This is a genomic window from Sphaerisporangium rhizosphaerae (genome assembly GCF_042665155.1).
Lineage (GTDB): Bacteria > Actinomycetota > Actinomycetes > Streptosporangiales > Streptosporangiaceae > Sphaerisporangium > Sphaerisporangium rhizosphaerae.
In genome coordinates this window covers 12,279-29,050 of the sequence record NZ_JBHTCG010000011.1, presented here as the reverse complement: position 1 = coordinate 29,050, position 16,772 = coordinate 12,279, and the positions used below count along the sequence as shown (strand labels likewise).

Below are 16,772 nucleotides of genomic sequence, written 5' to 3'. Positions count from 1 at the left end.
AAAGGGGGAGACGATGCGACGCTTCGCCGGTTGGCTGGCCGACTCCGGACCGGTCATCATCCTGGCGGCCATCGCCGGCGCCGGATCGTTCACCCACATCCGCGACACCGCCATCGCCCACGGCCAACACGGCTGGATGGCCTGGGCCATCGCCGTCTGCGTCGACTTCACCTGCGTCATGGCCGCCCGCGAACGCCAACGCGACAAGAAGACCGGACGCGCCCATACGGGCTGGGTCTCCTGGCCGACCCTCGTCCTGACCGGCGGCGTCGTCCTGTCCCTGGCCGCCAACCTCCACCAAGCCCAACCATCCGCATGGGGCTGGCTGGTCGCGGCCACCCCGGCCGGCGCGTTCCTCGTCGCGGTCTCCATGCTCGAACGCCGCTCCACCGGGCCGCGCCCGGCGCCGTCCCCAGAGTCGTCCCTGCTCCCGTCCTCGGCCATATGCCCCTCGTCCCCGTCCTCACCGGAACCCGTCCCGTCGTCCTCGACGGTCCCCGAACTCGTCCCCGGTCACCAGGACGACAAGGACGACCGGTCAGGACCGTCCCCGGAACTCCTCGACTACGCCCGCAAGCTCGCCACCGACTACCACGCCCAACACCACAAACCGATCAACCGCGACACGCTCCGCGCCCGCCTGGGCGTGTCCAACCAACTCGCCTCCGACCTACTGCGCCACCTGCGCACCGCATCGGAACCCACCTAGGGAAGGGAGAACTCATCATGATCGACCGGACCGTGTTGATCTCCGGCCTTCGAGACCTGGCCGACTTCCTCGACACCAACCCCGACATCCCCACCCCGTCCTACGAGGTGACCGCCTACTACTTCCCCCGCCGCACCGCCGACTCCCAGATGTGCGCCGACATCGACAAAGTCGCCGCCTACCTCGGCAGCGAGATCGAGGCCGATCACCTCCACAGCGGTCACTACGGTACTTCGATCATGTTCGGCCCGGTCGCGTACCGGGCGGTGGCGGTGCTGGCTGAACGTAGCGCCCGATACAAGGCCGAATCCAGCTACGTGGGCTGCGTCATCCCCGACGACGACCCTCTTTACGAGCATGTCTGAGACCGACACAGCAGACGAGGTGATGGTCATCCGTTACCGCTGCTGCACCTGCAACGGCACCGGGATCGACAGCCTCGGCGCCACCTGCGCCGACTGCTTCGGCAGCGGCATCGACAACCTCGGGGCATAGCCCCAGGCTGCCCCCGGCCTGGCCGTACATCCGCCAAGACGCCTGCCAGGTCGGGGGCCATCCCTCCACCCGTACGAGCGAAAGGAGGACTCCATCTTGCCCGCATCGACCATTGATCCGCACGCGATCGCCGGCATGGTCGCCCGTCTCGACAGTTCCGACTACGACCGGTGGGCCGCCCAGATCCGCCGGACCGGCGGCTGCCGACAGCCCATCAACATGCGTGGCACCGTCCTGCACGTCGACCCCGCCACCGGCCGGCGCCTGCACACCTACACCACCCACAACGAACCCGGCGGCGTGCTCCGCCTGCCCTGCAAGACCCGGCGCGCAACCCGTTGCCCCGCGTGCGCCAAAACCTACCGCGGCGACACCTACCAGCTCATCCGCGCCGGCCTGATCGGCGGCAAGGGCGTCCCGGCCTCGGTCAGCGATCACCCGTGCCTGTTCGTCACCCTCACCGCACCCTCGTTCGGACAGGTACACACCCGGCGAGAGAACAACGGCAAGGTCCTGCCCTGCCACCCCCGACGGGACGCCACCCCCTGTCCACACGGGCGAATGATCTCCTGCACGGCACGGCATCGCGCCACCGATGAGGTCCTCGGCGAACCGCTGTGCCCGGACTGTTACGACTACACCGGCTCAGTGCTGTTCAACGCCGTGGCTCCCCTGCTGTGGGTGCGATTCGCCGACGCCCTGCGCCGCAGGCTCGCGACGGCCGGCGGGCTCAGCCTTCGCGAACTACGAGGGCACCTGGTCCTGTCCTTCGCTAAGGTCGCCGAATACCAGCGCCGCGGCGTCGTCCACCTGCACGCTGTCATCCGCCTCGACGGACCCGACGGGCCGACGTCTCCGCCTCCGGCCTGGGCCACCACCGACGTACTGACGGCCGCCGTTCAGGGTGCCACTCCGGCCGTCTCCGCCAGGATCTCCACCACCTCGGACGAGCCGGTACGGGTCCTGCGCTGGGGCCGGCAACTCGACATCCGGCCGATCACTTCCGGCGGGGACCTGACCGAACAGGCCGTTGCCGCCTACGTCGCCAAGTACGCCACCAAGGCGGCCGAATGCGTCGGCACCCTTGACCGGCGCATCTATTCGCTGGAAGACCTGTCCACCCTCGGGCTTCGTGACCACCCCCGGCGGCTGATCGCCGAATGCTTCCGCCTCGGGGCCTTGTCCCACCTGGCCGAGCACCGCCTTGACCATTGGGCTCACATGCTGGGCTACCGCGGCCACTTCTCCACCAGAAGCCGCCGCTACTCCCTCACCATCGGTGACCTCCGCTCACTACGGGCCCACCATGCGCGGCAGGAGGAGATCAGCACCGGGCGCCTGCCGATCCTCGCGGAGGATAAGCCGGTCATCATCGCTCGTTGGACCTATGCCGGCCGCGGCCTTGCCGCCGACGAACAGCTTCTCGCCGCTGCTCTAACGTCCCCTGCGTCCGGCGGCGGTTCGGCAGGTGCCCGATGAATCGCCGAGACGAGCTGCTGACCCTTCCCCAGGTCCTCGAAGAACTGGGCGGGGTCTCTCGCCGGACCTTTTACCGCTGGCGGGAGCTGCGTCACGCGCCCAAGTGCGTCAAGCTCCCGAACGGTGAACTCCGCGTGTGGCGAAGCGACCTCGTCGTCTGGCTCGAATCCCTCCGGGAGGCTGCGTGAATACCTCCTACGACGTGAAGTTCTGGGACATCCGCCGCAACGCCTCAAGCAAGACCCCTTCGTATGTGACCCGCTGGAAGGTCGGTCCTAAGGAAAAGTCCAAGACCTTCCGCACGAAAGCCCTCGCCGAGAACTTCGTTTCGGACCTGCGGCAAGCGGCCAAGCGGGGTGAGGCATTCGACCTGGGGACGGGTCTTCCCGAGTCGATGGCCATGGCTGCCGATACGGGGCCGACCTTCTTCGAGTTCGCCCAGTCCTACATGGCTTCCCGCTGGGTCCACACGGCGGCGCGGACGCGCGAGACGATGACCTACGCACTGCTGTCCCTGGTGCCGGCGCTCGTCAGGGACGTCCCGGGCAGGCCTGACGACGAGGATCTTCGCGCGGTCCTGCGCGAGTACGCCTTTCTCCCCGGCAAACGGCGCGGGGAATTGCGGCCGGAACACAAGGTGGCGTCCGGCTGGCTTGAAGCGGCCTCATTGCCTCTCGGTGACCTGGCGGAACCTGCCGTTATCCGGATGGCCCTCGATGCGATCGCTCTACGCTTCGATGGCGAACCTGCGGCGGCCAACACCGTGCGGCGTAAGCGGGCGGTGCTCCATCACATGATGGAATCCGCGGTGGAGCTCAAGAAGCTGTCCGCCAATCCACTGCACGCGGTGAAGTGGAAGCCTCCGAAGGCTGTCGGTGCCGTCGATCCTCGTACGGTGATCAGCCCGGCTCAGGCGCGGGCCTTGCTCGATGCTGTGAAGCTGGTGGGCCGGACGCGCGGCGCGCGGATGACGGCCATGTTCGCCTGTATGTACTACGCGGCGCTGCGGCCGGAGGAAGCCGCGGGGCTGCGTCGGCAGAACTGCGACCTACCGGCCGATGGGTGGGGCCTGATCACCCTTGAGAGGGCGCGCCCACAGGCGAACAAGCGGTGGACGGACTCAGGGGAGACACACGACGAACGTGGTCTCAAGCACCGAGCCAAGGACGACACGCGGGAGATCCCGATCCCTCCGGTGCTGGTCGCCGTTCTGCGTCAGCACATCGATAGCCACGACACGGCGAAAGACGGCAGGCTCTTCCGGACGAGCAAGGGCCGGCCGTTCTCCTCCTCGGCGTACTCCGCCGTCTGGCGCGAGGCCAGGAGGCTGACGTTCACCGCCGAACAGGTCGCCTCCCCACTGGCGGCCCGTCCGTATGACCTGCGGCACGCCGCGGTCTCCCTGTGGCTGAACGCCGGTGTACCGCCGACTGAGGTAGCTCAGCGCGCCGGTCACGGCGTTGACGTACTCCTACGCGTCTACGCAAAGTGCATCGACGGGCAGCGTGCTCAGGTCAACGGTCAGATCAGCAAGGCACTGGAGACATGATCGGCGTCACTCCCGCGAGGCCCCGGCAACGTCCGGGGCCTTCTGCATTCCCGGGGCTGACCTGGCCTAACGCATGCAAGATCATCCCGTGCATATTCCGCGAACGGTGATTCAGGGCTGCTGTCCATGGCCTACGGCTGCACGAGGGCACATGTCGCCGAGAGTGAGAATCCGCAGGTCAGGTCATGAAATGCAAGGTCAGCTCGGTGCCCCCGGCAGGATTCGAACCTGCGGCACCCGCTTTAGGAGAGCGGTGCTCTATCCCCTGAGCTACGGAGGCGGGATGTGGTGTAAGCGTACCGAAAGGCGAGCACCGTGTGGGCCGTGGCGGGGCTCGGCTTTGCGGGTGGTCTCTCATGTATGCGATGTGCGGGGGTAAAGGGCTGACATGCCGCCAACGGGACGTAGCTGTCTGTGACTATGGTCACGGAACGTGACTGGGCGACGACGTAAGAGTCTGAAGAGGGGCCACGGGGTTCGGCCTGGGGTGCTCGTGTTCGCCATGTTGGCGCCGGCGATGCTCGCGGTGGGACTTCTCGTGGCGGAGTTGACGGGGTACGAGCAGCAGGCGCGGGGCGGGACCCGGCATTCGGTGAAGGTCAGGGCTGTAGAGCGGTTGCGGGAGGCTCCCGGCACGTACTTCGTCACGCCGGTGCCGGCGCCACCGCACGCTGAGTTCGTATACGAGGGCGCCGTACCGCCGCCGGTCAGGCGCGGGAAGAGTCAAGGCCGAGAGTCTGCGTGTACGAGGGGTGGCCGGCAGCGTCCTGTGGTGTGGCAGGTGGTGAGCGGGCGCGCGGGTTGGTGTGGTGACGCTGGGCGCGGGGGCCGTCAACCAGGAGGGGACGAGCTGCGGCGTACAGGGGAGAGGGATGGCCGGGCGGTCCTGCTGGGGACGCGGCCGGAGATGAATGTGAGGGCTGCGGCCGGTGGTCGGCAGCCTGGGGACGGTGGGCGCTCTTCTCGGGTGTGGGAGGGCGGACGGCTGCGGCATCTGTCAGAAGGGCGGGCGCGTCAGGCGTTAGATGGCCCGCAGGTGCCGAGGCAACCCACGGGGGTGCGCTCCTCGGACGTGCGGAGCGGCGAAAGCGGCGGGAGCGGCGGGAGCGGTGAAAGCGGCGTGGATGCGCGGATGGTAGCGCGCGGGCCGGAGGCAGAGCAGAGTGCGCAGGCAGGGAGGAGTGCGCGGGCGCTGGAGGTATGGAGGGGCAAGCGCCATTCGGAGGGTGGGAGTGGAGCGGGCGACGCCGTGAAGGCGCATGCGAAGGGTGAAGAACCCTGTGAAGCGCCACGGCGGACGGTCCCCGGGAGGACGATCTCTGGGAGGACCGTCTTCGGGAGAACGGATGAGGTCCGGGATCAGCGGGAGGCGGAGGCCGGGGTGTGACGGGCGCCGCCGTGGGGTGATGGGGAAGGACGGCGGGGCCGGAGGCCGTGGTGACTTGTGCGGTGAGGCGGCGAGGCCGGGATGGCGCAGCCTATGTGGTGATGGGGCGGGCGTGGCTGGAGGCCGCAGGGGCGCTGATGGTGATCGGAGGACCTTGGGTCCGACGATTCGAGGGTGATGGGAGGAGGTGAGGTGACGGGAGGACGTGGGTGACGAGATCCGCGAGGTCGGTGGAATCGCTGGTGGGGGGCGGTCGGGGAGTGGTGCTGGCTGGTCGGTGATGGGGAGGTGACGTCGCCGTGGACAAGGGCCGGGTCGACGCCTCGAGGGCGGGGGACTACGAGTGATGTGGTGACGGGAGGGTGCAGGGGGTGACGGGAGGGCTGAAGTGACGGTGTTCGGTGTGTGGGGTGGTGGGGCGGTGATGGCATAAAAGGCGTGATCCGTACATAACGGCTCTTGCGACTCCGGCCCGGACACTCAGTCCGCTGTAGTAACGTGCGTGCGGGCGCAGGTCACAAGTTCGCAAATGGAGGGGTCTTAACGTGCCATCTCCTCGATCGGCGGGCCTGGTCGCGGTCCTTATGGCGATGATTTCCATCATCAGTATGACGTCGCCCGGTACGGCGCACGCGCGATCGGCCACGCACGAGACGGCTGACCGGAAACCCGATCCGACCAACCTGACAGAGCTGCGGCGTGAGGCCGAGAAGTCGTCCCAAGCGCTCGCGGACGCCACCAAGGCGCTGGAGCAGCGCCAGACGACGCTGGCGAAGGCCGACAAAGAGCTCAAGGGCAAGTTGGAGCAGTTGCGCACGGCGAACCTCCAACTGGGCAAGATGCGACAGCCGCTGTCGGACCTGGTTCAGTCGCTGTACCAGGAGCCTTCGGGCGGTGACATGGCCCCGTTTCTCAACGGCAGCGACGACGCGAGCCTGCGGGCGCTGAGCGACATGACCTACCTGGTGTCCGGGCGGGACGAGATACTCGCGGACGCCGGGCGGCTGTACCAGCAACAGCAGAGACTGGCCGGCGAGGCGCAGGATCTGCGGGCGACCAAGCTGCTGGTGGAGGCCCAGCTCAGCGTGGAGATCGACACGTTGAGGAAGCGGTCCGCGACCGTTGTGAAGTCGCTGTCGCAGACGCTGGTGAAGCTCGGCGTGCGCGTCAACCAGGGCGGCCGCTCGGGCGCGGCCTGTGACCCGACCCGGGTGAGTTCGGCGGCCCAGTATCCGAACGGGCTGTTGCCGGCGGACGTGCTGTGCCCACTCCAGCAGCGGGGGCGTGAGTTGCGGGCCGACGCGGCGATCGCGTTCGTCGCGCTCAGCGAGGCTTACCGCAAGCAGTTCGGTACGCCGATCTGCGTGACCGACAGCTACCGCAACCTGGCGCAACAGCAGTCGATCTTCTATCGGCGGCCGGGGTTCGCCGCGGTGCCGGGGCGCAGCAACCACGGGCTCGGCCTGGCGGTGGACCTGTGCGGCGGCGTCCAGACCTTCCGCTCGGTGCAGTTCAACTGGCTCGAGTCGAACGGCAAGCGGTTCGGCTGGATCCATCCCGACTGGGCCTATCACAGTCCGTTCGAGCCTTGGCACTGGGAGTACGACCCGAAGCTGGGGTCGTTGTTGTAGGACTGGCTCGGTCTGATGGACGTCCTGGCCGGGACTGGGGCTCGGCTTCCCTTGGACCGGCGGCGGACGACGCCCGTGGGTGCCTCGACGTCCACCTTCAGAGCCAGTGCGGACCCCTTCTCGTCTCTCGTCGAAGTCGTGCCCGTTCGGTCAACCGCCTGTGGCTCAGCTCGGGGTCTCGCGATGCCAGGTTCGTGGGCTCAGTGTGGCGTGCTCGCTGACCGGTGGACGTGGGGGTGTGGGTGCGGTGGGCCGTTAATGAGTGTGGCCGTGGATGGTGATCGAGAGGCGGGAGCCCGTGCCGGCCTGGGCGAGGCGCGCGGCCTGGCCCGGTGTGGTGGCCAGGACGACCAGGGCGCCGGTCTCGGCCATGTCGCCGGTGGAAGCGCCGCTCCAGCGAGGCCCGCTGGGTACGGCGATGACGGTGACGGCCTGCGCCGCCGTAGAGGTGCGGGCAGGTGTGGCACTGGGCGCGTCGCCGTGGTCCGGCGGTGCGCTTGTGGCCGGGTCGGCCGCAGGAGGCGGGGCGAGGTCGTCCCAGGCGGATGATGAGGCGATGACGTCGATGACGTCACCGGGCCGGAGCAACCGGGCCGAAGCGGCGTCCGTGACCCGCACCGGGGTGGCGAGCAGGCCAGGGCCGTAGGCGTCGATGAGGGCCGGACCGAGCAGGCGCAGGTCGGTGATCGGCTCGCCGCGCCGGGCGGGGGCGGTGAGAACGCGTCCGGCCACCCGGGATCCCGGGCGGAGGGCGCCGTCGGGGACGGCCTCCTCGGGCAGGTGAACGACGGTCACGTCGGACACGGCCAGCGCTCCGCCCCCGAGGTCGTGCGCGGCGGCCAGGACCGCGACGGAAGGAGCCGGGCGGACGGCCAGGCCGACGCACGCGGTCCCCAGCGCGGCGAGTGCGACGGCCACGAGCCGCCGACGTCGGCTGAGCATCCGGATGACGCGCATAGGTGCGGCGGCCTGCATGATGCCTGGCTCCTGTCGAAGGGGTGAGAGTGCCCGGCCACAAGCTGTCGGCTCGTGGGTCGCGGCCCCGGGAAGGAGTCGCGGCCCGGGATGGCCGCGCACGCGCGGCTCTTGCCACGACCGTCAGCTATGCGCACGCGCGCCCGCGTCGCGACCGTCGGCCATGAGGTCGGTCGCAACACGGTACGGCTCGCGGATGCTGGGTGAGCTGATGGACCAGGGGGAGGTGGGGCGGAGAGTGCTGGAGGACGGTGGTCAGGGGAGTTCGAAGGGGAGCTTGATGCCGTTCAGGGCTTCGCCGCAGGGGCAGGCGCGGTCAAGGGGGAGTTCGGCGACGACCGAGCCGACGAGGGTGCGCATGCGCTCGCTGTTGGCGGCGAAGAAGGCGAAGACCTCCTCCTGCGTCACGCCCTCGCCGGTGTCCACGCCGGCGTCGTGGTCGGTGACGAGCGACAGCGAGGTGTAGCAGAGGGCCAGCTCGCGGGCGAGGACCGCCTCGGGGTGGCCGGTCATGCCGACGATCGACCAGCCGTTGGAGGTGAACCAGCGTGACTCGGCTCGGGTGGAGAAGCGGGGACCCTCGATGATGACCAGGGTGCCGCCGTCCACGGCGTTCCACCCCTCGGCCTCGGCCCGGGAGTAGGCGAGGGCCCTGCCGACCGGGCAGTAAGGATCGGCGAACGGGACGTGCACCGCGCCACCGGCGTCATAGTAGGTCTGCGCCCGGCCGGAGGTGCGGTCGACCAGTTGGTCGGGGATCACCAGCGTGCCCGGCCCGTACTCGGCGCGCAGGGAGCCGACCGCGCTCGGGGCGATGACCTGGCGCACGCCGAGAGAACGCAGCGCCCAGAGGTTCGCCTGGTAGGGGATGCGGTGGGGCGGGAACCGGTGATCTCGGCCGTGACGGGGCACGAACGCCACCGTGCGCCCGCCGATGCGGCCGACCGTGATGATGTCGCTGGGAGCCCCGTAGGGCGTGGTGATCTCGATCTCCTCGGCGTCGTCGAGGAGGGAGTAGAACCCGGAACCGCCGATGACCCCGATGTCAGCTGTCATGACCATGGGCTCGAGATTAGCGGCACGGACGTGGGGCGGTGAGGGTGGAGGGCAAGGCTGTGGACAACCGTCGGTGCCGCCACTCAGCCTGTGGACGACCGTCAACGCACACGAGGCCGGCGCTGGTCATCACACCCGGCCGACGCCGGGGCGCCAAGGATGCGAATCGGGTTGTACGGCGGACGGCCGTACAACCCGAGGAGGCGTCAGGCGGCGGAGCTGCTCGGGGTGGCGCTGGCGGAGGCGGGCTCCTTCTTCGCCGGCGTGCTGGAGCCGGAGTCCGACGAGCCACCGGAGTCCGACGAACCGTTGGAGGTCGAGGAACCGCCGGAGCCGGAGCCGGTGGACGTCGTGGAGGAGGTCGAGGAACCGGAGGAGCGGTTGTCCGTCCGGTAGAAGCCCGAACCCTTGAACACGATGCCGACGGCCGAGAACACCTTGCGCAGCTGACCCTGGCAGTTCGGGCAGGTGGTCAGCGGGTCATCGGTGAAACGCTGGACGACCTCGAGCCCTTCACCGCAAGCGGTACAGGCGTACTGGTAGGTGGGCACGCGCTCCTCCTCATATGGCTCAGTGTGGCTCAACGCAGATTGGCACTCTACCGCTGCGACTGCTAATGGTACGCAGCCGATTAGGCTAAACGCCACCCGGACGGGTTCTAATCCCTGTCGTGAGGCTCACCGCGGGGGTCGGGTGGGGTGGACGTCGCGGGGGTCCCCGGCCGTTCTGAGGACCGATGAGCCCCACAGCCCGGATGAGTCGCGGACCGCGTCGGGGGTCGGGGTACGGAGTTCTCTTGGGAGGCCGGTTGCCGAAGCCGGCGGGACTGTCGTGCGGGGTTGGCGCGGGGTGAAGGGGGTCATTCGCCGCGTTCGCCGTACCAGCCGGCGAGTTTGCCGCGGCGGCTGACGGCGCGCAGCCGGCGTTCGACGACCTTGCGGCAGGCGGCCGTGGTGACGACGAGCAACTGGTCCTCGGCTCGCAGCCGCGTGGTGCCCTCGGGGACGAACGAGCGGCCCTCGCGTACGACCATGGTGACGGCGGCGTCCGACGGCAGGCGGAGCTCGAAGATCTCGACGCCGTGCAGCCCGGACCCCGGAGGGATGCTGACCTGCAGCAGGTCGGCGTTGAGCTCCTCCAGCGGCGCCGCCTCGACCCCGAGGTCGCGTGCCTCGGCCGGGGCGCTGACCTGCAGGACGCGGGCGAGGAACGGCAGTGTCGGTCCCTGCACCATGGTGAACACGATGACGATGACGAAGACCTCGTTGAACACCCCCTTGGCCCCGGTGATGCCGGCGGCCCAGGGGATGGTGGCGAGCACGATGGGCACCGCGCCGCGCAGTCCGGCCCATGACAGGAACGCCTGCTCCCGCCAGGACAGCCGGTCGGTGCGGGTCACGCGTACGGCCAGGGCGGAGACGACCACCGACAGCGGGCGCGCGAACAGCAGCAGCACCAGCCCGATGATCAGTCCGGGCACGACCATCTGCGGGAGTTCGAACGGGCTGGCGAGGACGCCGAGCATGACGAAAAGGCCGATCTGGGCGAGCCACGCGGCTCCTTCGGCGAAGCCCCGGGTCGGCACACGGTGGGGCAGGCGCATGTTGCCCAGTACCAGCGTGGCCAGGTAGACGGCGAGGAAACCGCTGCCGTGCAGCAGCGTCGCGCCGCTGTAGGCGACGAAGGCGAGGGCGAGCACGGCGATGGGGTACAGGCCGGAGGCGGGCAGGGCGACCCGCCGCAGGGCGTAGCCGCCGAGCGGGCCGACCGCGAGGCCGACGGCGCTTCCGATGGCCAGCTCGAACACCGCGTCCAGCACGACGTGCCCCACGCTCGGCATCGGTGTGCTGATCTGGCTCAGCATGACGACGACGATGACGGTCGGCGCGTCGTTGAAACCCGACTCGGCCTCCAGGATGCCCGAGAGGCGTTCGGGAAGGGGCAGGCGGCGCAGGACGGAGAACACGGCGGCCGCGTCGGTCGAGGCGAGGACCGCTCCAAGGAGCAGGGCGGTGCGCCAGTCCATGCCGAGCAGCCAGTGCACCGCCGCGGCCAGCGCGACGATGCTCACCGCGACGCCGACCGTGGCGAGGACCACCGCGGGAGGGACGGCCCGGCGTACGTGCTCCCAGCTTGTGGTCAAGCCGCCTTCGGCGAGGATCACCGCCAGCGCCGCCAGGCCGATCTGCTGGGCGACCTTCGCGTTCTCGAACTGCAGTCCCAGGCCGGCTTCGCCGAGGAGGAGTCCGATGGCGAGGTAGATCAGGAGGCTGGGCAGCCCGGTGCGGTGGGCGACGCGCACGGAGGCGATGGCGGCGATCACGACGATGGACGCGAGGAGCAGCCAGAGATCAAGATTCACCGGCCCCCCTCCCGCGTTTGCGTCCATTGTGTCGTATTCGTATAGGCCACTACCACGAGCAACTGCTATGGGCTACCGTCACTCGCGACACAGACGAAGAGGAACAACGGGTTTGCAGGGGACGAAATTGGCCGACGACACTTCCCCGGTCCTGGAGAGCGCGAGGAAGGACCATTTCGTCGACGGCGACGAGGTCGTCCCCCTGAGGGAACCCGATATATCCGATGCGTCCCGAACGTCCGAGCCGCCGCAGCCACCCGGGACCGTCAAGCCGCGCAGGAAGCGGCGGTTGTTACGCCGGCTGACGATCGCGACCGGGCTGGTTCTGGCCATGGTGGTCGCGGCGGCGTTCGCGTTGGTGATGGAACGTCAGATCACGCTCAACGGCAACATCCAGCGTATCCCTGGAGCGTTCCCCGAGGACGCGGGCCGACCGGCCAAGGCCGTGGGGGACGCGCAGAACTGGTTGCTCATCGGGTCGGACAAGCGGCCGGGGGAGTCGGGCAGCCAGCGGGCCGACACCATCATGATCGTTCACGTGCCCGCGGACCGGAAGCGGCTCACTCTCATCGGTATCCCCCGCGACTCTTATGTCCGTATCCCCGGCCGGGGAAACAACAAGATCAACGCCGCGTACGCCTTCGGGGGCCCGAAGCTGCTGATCAAGACCGTCGAGGACCTGACCAAGGTCCGCATCGACCATTTCGCGGCCCTGGACTTCAAGGGGTTCGTCGCGATGACGCAGGTCATCGGCGGTGTCGACGTCTACGTCGCGCGCAAGGTGTACGACCCGGCGAACAAGGTCACCTGGCCGCAGGGCCTGGTGCACCTGGAGGGTGAGAAGGCACTGCTGTTCGTCCGTCAGCGGTACAACCTGCCGGGCGGCGACTTCGACCGGATCAAGCGCCAGCAGGCGTTCGTCGGAGCCCTCGGACACAAGATCACAAGCCGGGACATGCTGACCGACCCGCTCAAGCTGAACGACTTCCTGGAGGCGCTCACGCGCGCGGTCAGCGTCGACTCCGCCGTGACGCTCGGCACGCTGCGCGACCTGGCGCTGGAACTGCGCGACATCCGGCCGGATACCGTCGACTCCGCCACCGTGCCGACGCTCGGCACCGCCATGGTCAAGGGCGCCAGCATCGTCCGCCTGGACAGGAAGGCGGGACGGCGGTTCTTCGACGCGGTCAGGAACGACGACCTGGAGGAGTACTTCGGCGAGAACGGCGGCCTCAACGACCTGCAGATCCTTCCCTGAGCCCCCCAAACGCAGAGGGGCAGAGGGCTCAGAAGGTGACGATGCCGGACGGGAGGGCGGCCATCGAGACGGGAAGGTCGTGCGGCTCGGCCGGCACGCCGTCGATCAGCTCCCCCTCGTGCAGAAGCGCGACCGTCGGCACGTTCGGGCCGACCCGCGCCAGCGCGCGGTCGTAGGAACCGCCGCCGCGCCCGAGCCGGACGCCGGTGGTGGCGTCGACCGCCAGTGCGGGCACGATCACCAGCCCGGCCGTGCGGATGGCGTCCACGCCGCGCCGGGTGTCCACCGGTTCCATCAGGCCGCGCGGCCCGGGCGCCAGTGAGTCGGGGCCGTCGTAGACCGCCCAGTCGAGGTCGTTGTCGGGCAGGAGGACGGGCAGGATGATCGTCGTGCCGTGTTTCCACAGGGCGAAGATGAGGCCGTGCGTGGCCGGTTCCGTGCCCGCGGACCAATAACAGGCGACCAGCCCGGCCATCTGAACCCAGGGTCGGTCGAGTAGCGTTTCCCTGATCGCGGTGGCCGGGCCGCGCGGATCGGACAGCCCTGCACGTGCGGCGACGATCCTCCGGCGCAGCTCCGCTTTGTCCACACGGCCCTCCATTAAGGTGCATTCATGGCTGACTTCGATCCAGTGACGAAAGTTGTCATCCCCGCCGCCGGTCTGGGCACGCGATTCCTCCCGGCGACCAAGGCGACCCCGAAAGAGATGCTGCCGATCGTCGACAAGCCGGCCATCCAGTATGTCGTCGAAGAGGCGGTGTCCGCCGGGCTCCTCGACCTCCTCATGGTGACAGGCCGGAACAAGCGCTCCATCGAGGACCACTTCGACCGAGCGTACGAGCTCGAGGAGGTGCTCGCCGCCAAGGGCGACTCCGAGCGGCTCAACCAGGTCCTCGAGCCCGTCGAGATCGCGACGTTCCACTACGTGCGCCAGGGCGAGCCGAAGGGGCTCGGCCACGCGGTGCTGTGCGCCAAGCAGCACGTCGGGGGCCACCCGTTCGCCTGTCTCCTCGGCGACGACCTGATCGACCACCGTGACCACCTGCTCAAGCGCATGATCGAGGTGCGCAACACCTACGGCGGCAGCGTGGTGGCACTGATGGAGGTGCCGCGCGAGCAGGTCTCCCTGTACGGCTGCGCCGAGATCGCCCCCACCTCGGAGGACGACGTCGTCCGCGTCACCGGGCTGGTGGAGAAGCCGCCGGCGGACGAGGCGCCGTCCAACTGGGCCGTCATCGGACGCTACGTGATCGACCCCGCCGTCTTCGAAGTGCTGGAGAACACCGCGCCGGGACGCGGCGGGGAGATCCAGCTCACCGACGCCCTGCTGGAGCTCGCCGGCCGTTCCACCGAGGAGGGCGGCCCCGTCCACGGCGTGCTGTTCCGCGGGCGCCGCTACGACACGGGCAACAAGCTCGACTACCTGCGCACCGTCGTGCAGTTCGCCGCCGAGCGCCCCGACCTCGCGCCCGAGTTCATGTCCTGGCTGCGCGAGTTCCTCAACGACGCCCCCGAGTCCCTGACCGACGCCTCCGAGTGAGGCTTCACTCCGGGTGGATGCGATGAAGACGGTTGACGCCCATCTGGCCGAGATCCTCGGCGCCGTGCGCCCGCTCGACCCCGTTCAGGTCGATCTGGACTCGGCGCTCGGCGCCACCCTGGCCGAGGACGTCGCCTCGCCCGTCGCGCTGCCGCCGTTCGACAACTCGGCCATGGACGGGTACGCCGTCCGGGCCGAGGACGTCGCGGGGGCCGGCGAGGACGCGCCCGTGGTGCTGCCCGTGACGCTGGACGTGGCCGCGGGGGACACCGCGCGGCGCGCGGTCGAGCGCGGGTTCGTCACGCGCATCATGACCGGCGCGCCGGTGCCCGAGGGCGCCGACGCGGTGGTGCCGGTCGAGTGGACCGACGGCGGCACGGTGAAGGTCGCGATCCGCCGCACGCCGCCGCCGGGCAACGCGATCCGCAGGTCCGGCGAGGACGTGCGGGCGGGCGACGTCGTGCTGCCCGCGGGCACGGTCATCGGGCCGGCCCAGCTCGGCATCCTCGCCGGAGTGGGACGGCGCACAGTGCTCGCCCATCCGCGTCCCCGCGTGGTGGTGCTGTCCACCGGCGCCGAGCTGGTCGAGCCGGGGACGCCGCTCGGGCACGGGCAGATCTGGGAGTCCAACAGCTTCACCCTCGTCGCGGCCGTCCGGCAGGCGGGCGGCGAGGCGTCCCGGCGCGGCGCGGTCGGCGACGATCCCGCGGCGTTCTCGGCGACCCTCGACGCCCTGCTCGGCGAGGCCGACGCCGTGATCACCAGCGGCGGCATCTCCATGGGCGCCTACGAGCCGGTCAAGGAGGCGCTGTCGCCGCTGGGCACCGTCCGGTTCGAGAAGGTCGCCATGCAGCCGGGGATGCCGCAGGGCTTCGGGCTGCTGGGCGACCGGCAGGTGCCGATCTTCACGCTGCCCGGCAATCCGGTGTCGTCCTACGTGTCGTTCATGCTTTACGTGAAGCCGGCGCTGGCCCGGATGCGCGGCCTGCCCGCCGGCCCTCCGGTCACCATCACCGCGACGACCACCGCGGCGCTGCGCTCACCGGCCGGCCGGCGCTCGTTCCTGCGCGGCGTCCTGACCAGTCGGGACGGCGCCGCGTCGGTGACGCCGGTCCACGGGCAGGGTTCCCACCAGCTCGCCGCGCTCGCCGGGGCGAACGCACTGATCGTCGTCCCCGAGGACGTCACCGAACTGCCGGAGGGAGCCGATGTGGAGGTGATCCCGCTGTGAACGACCTGACCGCCGCGGGCGAGGTGATCCCGCTGTGAACGAGCCGACCGCCGCGAGCGAGGTGATCGCGCTGTGAACGACCTGACCGCCGCGAGCGAGGTGATCGCGCTATGAGTGAACTGACGCACATCGACGAGTCGGGCGCGGCGCGCATGGTGGACGTGTCCGCGAAGGAGGTCGGTGTCCGGACGGCGTGCGCCACCGGCCGGGTGCTGCTGTCGCCGGAGGCCGTGCGCATCCTGCGATCGGGAGAGGTGCCCAAGGGAGACGCCATCGGCGTGGCGCGCATCGCGGGCATCCAGGGCGCCAAGCGCACCCCGGACCTGATCCCGTTGTGCCATCCGATCGCCCTGCACGGCGTCAAGGTGGAGATCGTGGTGGTCGACTCCGGCGTCGAGATCACCGCGAGGGTGAAGACCGCCGACCGCACCGGAGTCGAGATGGAGGCGCTCACCGCCGTCTCGGTGGCCGGCCTGGCGATGATCGACATGATCAAGGCGGTGGACCCCGCGGCGGTGATCACCGATGTGCGGGTGGAGGAGAAGACCGGCGGCAAGACCGGTGTCTGGACCCGGCCGTGAGAGCGCTCGTCGTGACGGCCTCCAACCGGGCCGCCGCGGGCGTGTATCCCGACAAGTCGGGACGATTGCTGGCCGAGCTGCTCGCCGAGGCCGGATGCGATCAGGTGGACGGCCCGCGGGTCGTCCCCGACGGCGAGCCCGTCGAGGCGGCGCTGCGCGAGGGGGTACGCGCCGGGTACGACGTGATCGTCACCACCGGGGGGACCGGCCTCACCCCGCAGGATCTCACCCCCGAGATGACGCGGCGGGTCATCGAACGGGAGGTATCCGGCATCGCCGAGGCGGTGCGCCAGGTCAACCGGGAGAAGGTGCCCACCTCCATCCTGTCGCGCGGGCTGGCCGGACAGGCGGGCAACACCCTGATCGTCAACCTCCCGGGGTCGTCCGGCGGCGTACGCGACGGCATGGCGATCCTCGCCCCCATCCTCCGGCACGCCGTCGACCAGATCCGAGGCGGCGACCACCCCCGCCCGTCGTAACCCCGGGGCCGCGCATGTGTGAACGGGCACGGGGCGGCGG

At 69.7% G+C, this 16,772-nt stretch carries 17 protein-coding genes and 1 tRNA gene; 12 read left to right on the top strand and 6 right to left on the bottom strand.

The window, feature by feature from the left end; genetic code table 11:
• Positions 1 to 13 precede the first annotated feature (13 nt).
• The 6 genes from ACFQSB_RS18235 to ACFQSB_RS18210 all read left to right on the top strand — a co-directional run bounded on the left by ACFQSB_RS18235 (position 14) and on the right by ACFQSB_RS18210 (position 4,232).
• A complete protein-coding gene (locus tag ACFQSB_RS18235; RefSeq protein ID WP_380827832.1) occupies positions 14 to 709 on the top strand; it encodes a DUF2637 domain-containing protein in 696 nt (231 codons plus the stop codon).
• 17 nt (positions 710 to 726) lie between these two features.
• Positions 727 to 1,074, top strand: coding sequence for a hypothetical protein (locus ACFQSB_RS18230; protein WP_380827831.1), 348 nt, complete (start codon positions 727 to 729; stop codon positions 1,072 to 1,074).
• A complete protein-coding gene (locus ACFQSB_RS18225) occupies positions 1,067 to 1,204 on the top strand; it encodes a hypothetical protein (RefSeq protein WP_380827829.1) in 138 nt (45 codons plus the stop codon). The genes ACFQSB_RS18230 and ACFQSB_RS18225 overlap by 8 nt, the downstream gene beginning before the upstream one ends.
• A gap of 96 nt (positions 1,205 to 1,300) precedes the next feature.
• Positions 1,301 to 2,683 carry a replication initiator gene (locus ACFQSB_RS18220; RefSeq protein WP_380827827.1) on the top strand — a complete coding sequence of 461 codons (1,383 nt, stop codon included), beginning with the start codon at positions 1,301 to 1,303 and terminating at the stop codon, positions 2,681 to 2,683.
• The gene (locus ACFQSB_RS18215) at positions 2,680 to 2,871 is read left to right on the top strand and encodes a helix-turn-helix transcriptional regulator (protein ID WP_380827826.1); all 192 of its coding nucleotides are present in this window, start codon (positions 2,680 to 2,682) and stop codon (positions 2,869 to 2,871) included. The genes ACFQSB_RS18220 and ACFQSB_RS18215 overlap by 4 nt, the downstream gene beginning before the upstream one ends.
• Entirely contained in the window at positions 2,868 to 4,232 is a 1,365-nt protein-coding gene (locus ACFQSB_RS18210) for a tyrosine-type recombinase/integrase (RefSeq protein WP_380827824.1), read from the top strand. Before ACFQSB_RS18215 ends, ACFQSB_RS18210 begins: the two co-directional genes overlap by 4 nt.
• Positions 4,233 to 4,439: 207 nt before the next feature.
• On the opposite strand, the gene ACFQSB_RS18205 is transcribed toward ACFQSB_RS18210, so the two are convergent.
• Positions 4,440 to 4,512: transfer RNA gene (locus ACFQSB_RS18205), tRNA-Arg, on the bottom strand.
• Between the two features lie 1,697 nt (positions 4,513 to 6,209).
• On the opposite strand from ACFQSB_RS18205, the gene ACFQSB_RS18200 reads away from it, so the two are divergent.
• Positions 6,210 to 7,250, top strand: a complete 1,041-nt coding sequence (locus ACFQSB_RS18200) for a D-alanyl-D-alanine carboxypeptidase family protein (RefSeq protein ID WP_354921489.1) — start codon at positions 6,210 to 6,212, stop codon at positions 7,248 to 7,250.
• 255 nt (positions 7,251 to 7,505) lie between these two features.
• Here the strand turns inward: ACFQSB_RS18200 and ACFQSB_RS18195 are convergent, their stop codons facing one another.
• The 4 genes from ACFQSB_RS18195 to ACFQSB_RS18180 all read right to left on the bottom strand — a co-directional run bounded on the left by ACFQSB_RS18195 (position 7,506) and on the right by ACFQSB_RS18180 (position 11,643).
• Positions 7,506 to 8,192: an RcpC/CpaB family pilus assembly protein gene (locus ACFQSB_RS18195; RefSeq protein ID WP_380827822.1), complete on the bottom strand. Its 687-nt coding sequence runs from the start codon at positions 8,190 to 8,192 to the stop codon at positions 7,506 to 7,508.
• A 288-nt stretch (positions 8,193 to 8,480) separates the two neighbouring features.
• Positions 8,481 to 9,287 carry an S-methyl-5'-thioadenosine phosphorylase gene (locus tag ACFQSB_RS18190; RefSeq protein ID WP_380827820.1) on the bottom strand — a complete coding sequence of 269 codons (807 nt, stop codon included), beginning with the start codon at positions 9,285 to 9,287 and terminating at the stop codon, positions 8,481 to 8,483.
• 200 nt (positions 9,288 to 9,487) lie between these two features.
• Positions 9,488 to 9,832 (bottom strand): FmdB family zinc ribbon protein, encoded by a 345-nt coding sequence (locus tag ACFQSB_RS18185; RefSeq protein ID WP_380827818.1) that lies wholly within the window; start codon positions 9,830 to 9,832, stop codon positions 9,488 to 9,490.
• Between the two features lie 308 nt (positions 9,833 to 10,140).
• Entirely contained in the window at positions 10,141 to 11,643 is a 1,503-nt protein-coding gene (locus tag ACFQSB_RS18180) for a potassium/proton antiporter (RefSeq protein WP_380827815.1), read from the bottom strand.
• A 127-nt stretch (positions 11,644 to 11,770) separates the two neighbouring features.
• On the opposite strand from ACFQSB_RS18180, the gene ACFQSB_RS18175 reads away from it, so the two are divergent.
• Positions 11,771 to 12,901, top strand: a complete 1,131-nt coding sequence (locus tag ACFQSB_RS18175) for an LCP family protein (protein WP_380827813.1) — start codon at positions 11,771 to 11,773, stop codon at positions 12,899 to 12,901.
• Positions 12,902 to 12,929: 28 nt separating this feature from the next.
• On the opposite strand, the gene ACFQSB_RS18170 is transcribed toward ACFQSB_RS18175, so the two are convergent.
• The gene (locus ACFQSB_RS18170) at positions 12,930 to 13,490 is read right to left on the bottom strand and encodes a 5-formyltetrahydrofolate cyclo-ligase (protein ID WP_380827811.1); all 561 of its coding nucleotides are present in this window, start codon (positions 13,488 to 13,490) and stop codon (positions 12,930 to 12,932) included.
• A 24-nt stretch (positions 13,491 to 13,514) separates the two neighbouring features.
• Between ACFQSB_RS18170 and galU the strand changes: the two genes are divergently transcribed.
• The 4 genes from galU to ACFQSB_RS18150 all read left to right on the top strand — a co-directional run bounded on the left by galU (position 13,515) and on the right by ACFQSB_RS18150 (position 16,732).
• The gene (galU, locus tag ACFQSB_RS18165; protein ID WP_354845864.1) at positions 13,515 to 14,441 is read left to right on the top strand and encodes a UTP--glucose-1-phosphate uridylyltransferase GalU; all 927 of its coding nucleotides are present in this window, start codon (positions 13,515 to 13,517) and stop codon (positions 14,439 to 14,441) included.
• Between the two features lie 22 nt (positions 14,442 to 14,463).
• Entirely contained in the window at positions 14,464 to 15,672 is a 1,209-nt protein-coding gene (glp, locus tag ACFQSB_RS18160) for a molybdotransferase-like divisome protein Glp (protein ID WP_380827808.1), read from the top strand.
• 110 nt (positions 15,673 to 15,782) lie between these two features.
• Positions 15,783 to 16,253: a cyclic pyranopterin monophosphate synthase MoaC gene (gene moaC / locus ACFQSB_RS18155; protein WP_354845870.1), complete on the top strand. Its 471-nt coding sequence runs from the start codon at positions 15,783 to 15,785 to the stop codon at positions 16,251 to 16,253.
• The gene (locus tag ACFQSB_RS18150; RefSeq protein ID WP_380827805.1) at positions 16,250 to 16,732 is read left to right on the top strand and encodes a MogA/MoaB family molybdenum cofactor biosynthesis protein; all 483 of its coding nucleotides are present in this window, start codon (positions 16,250 to 16,252) and stop codon (positions 16,730 to 16,732) included. Before moaC ends, ACFQSB_RS18150 begins: the two co-directional genes overlap by 4 nt.
• Positions 16,733 to 16,772: the final 40 nt, after the last annotated feature.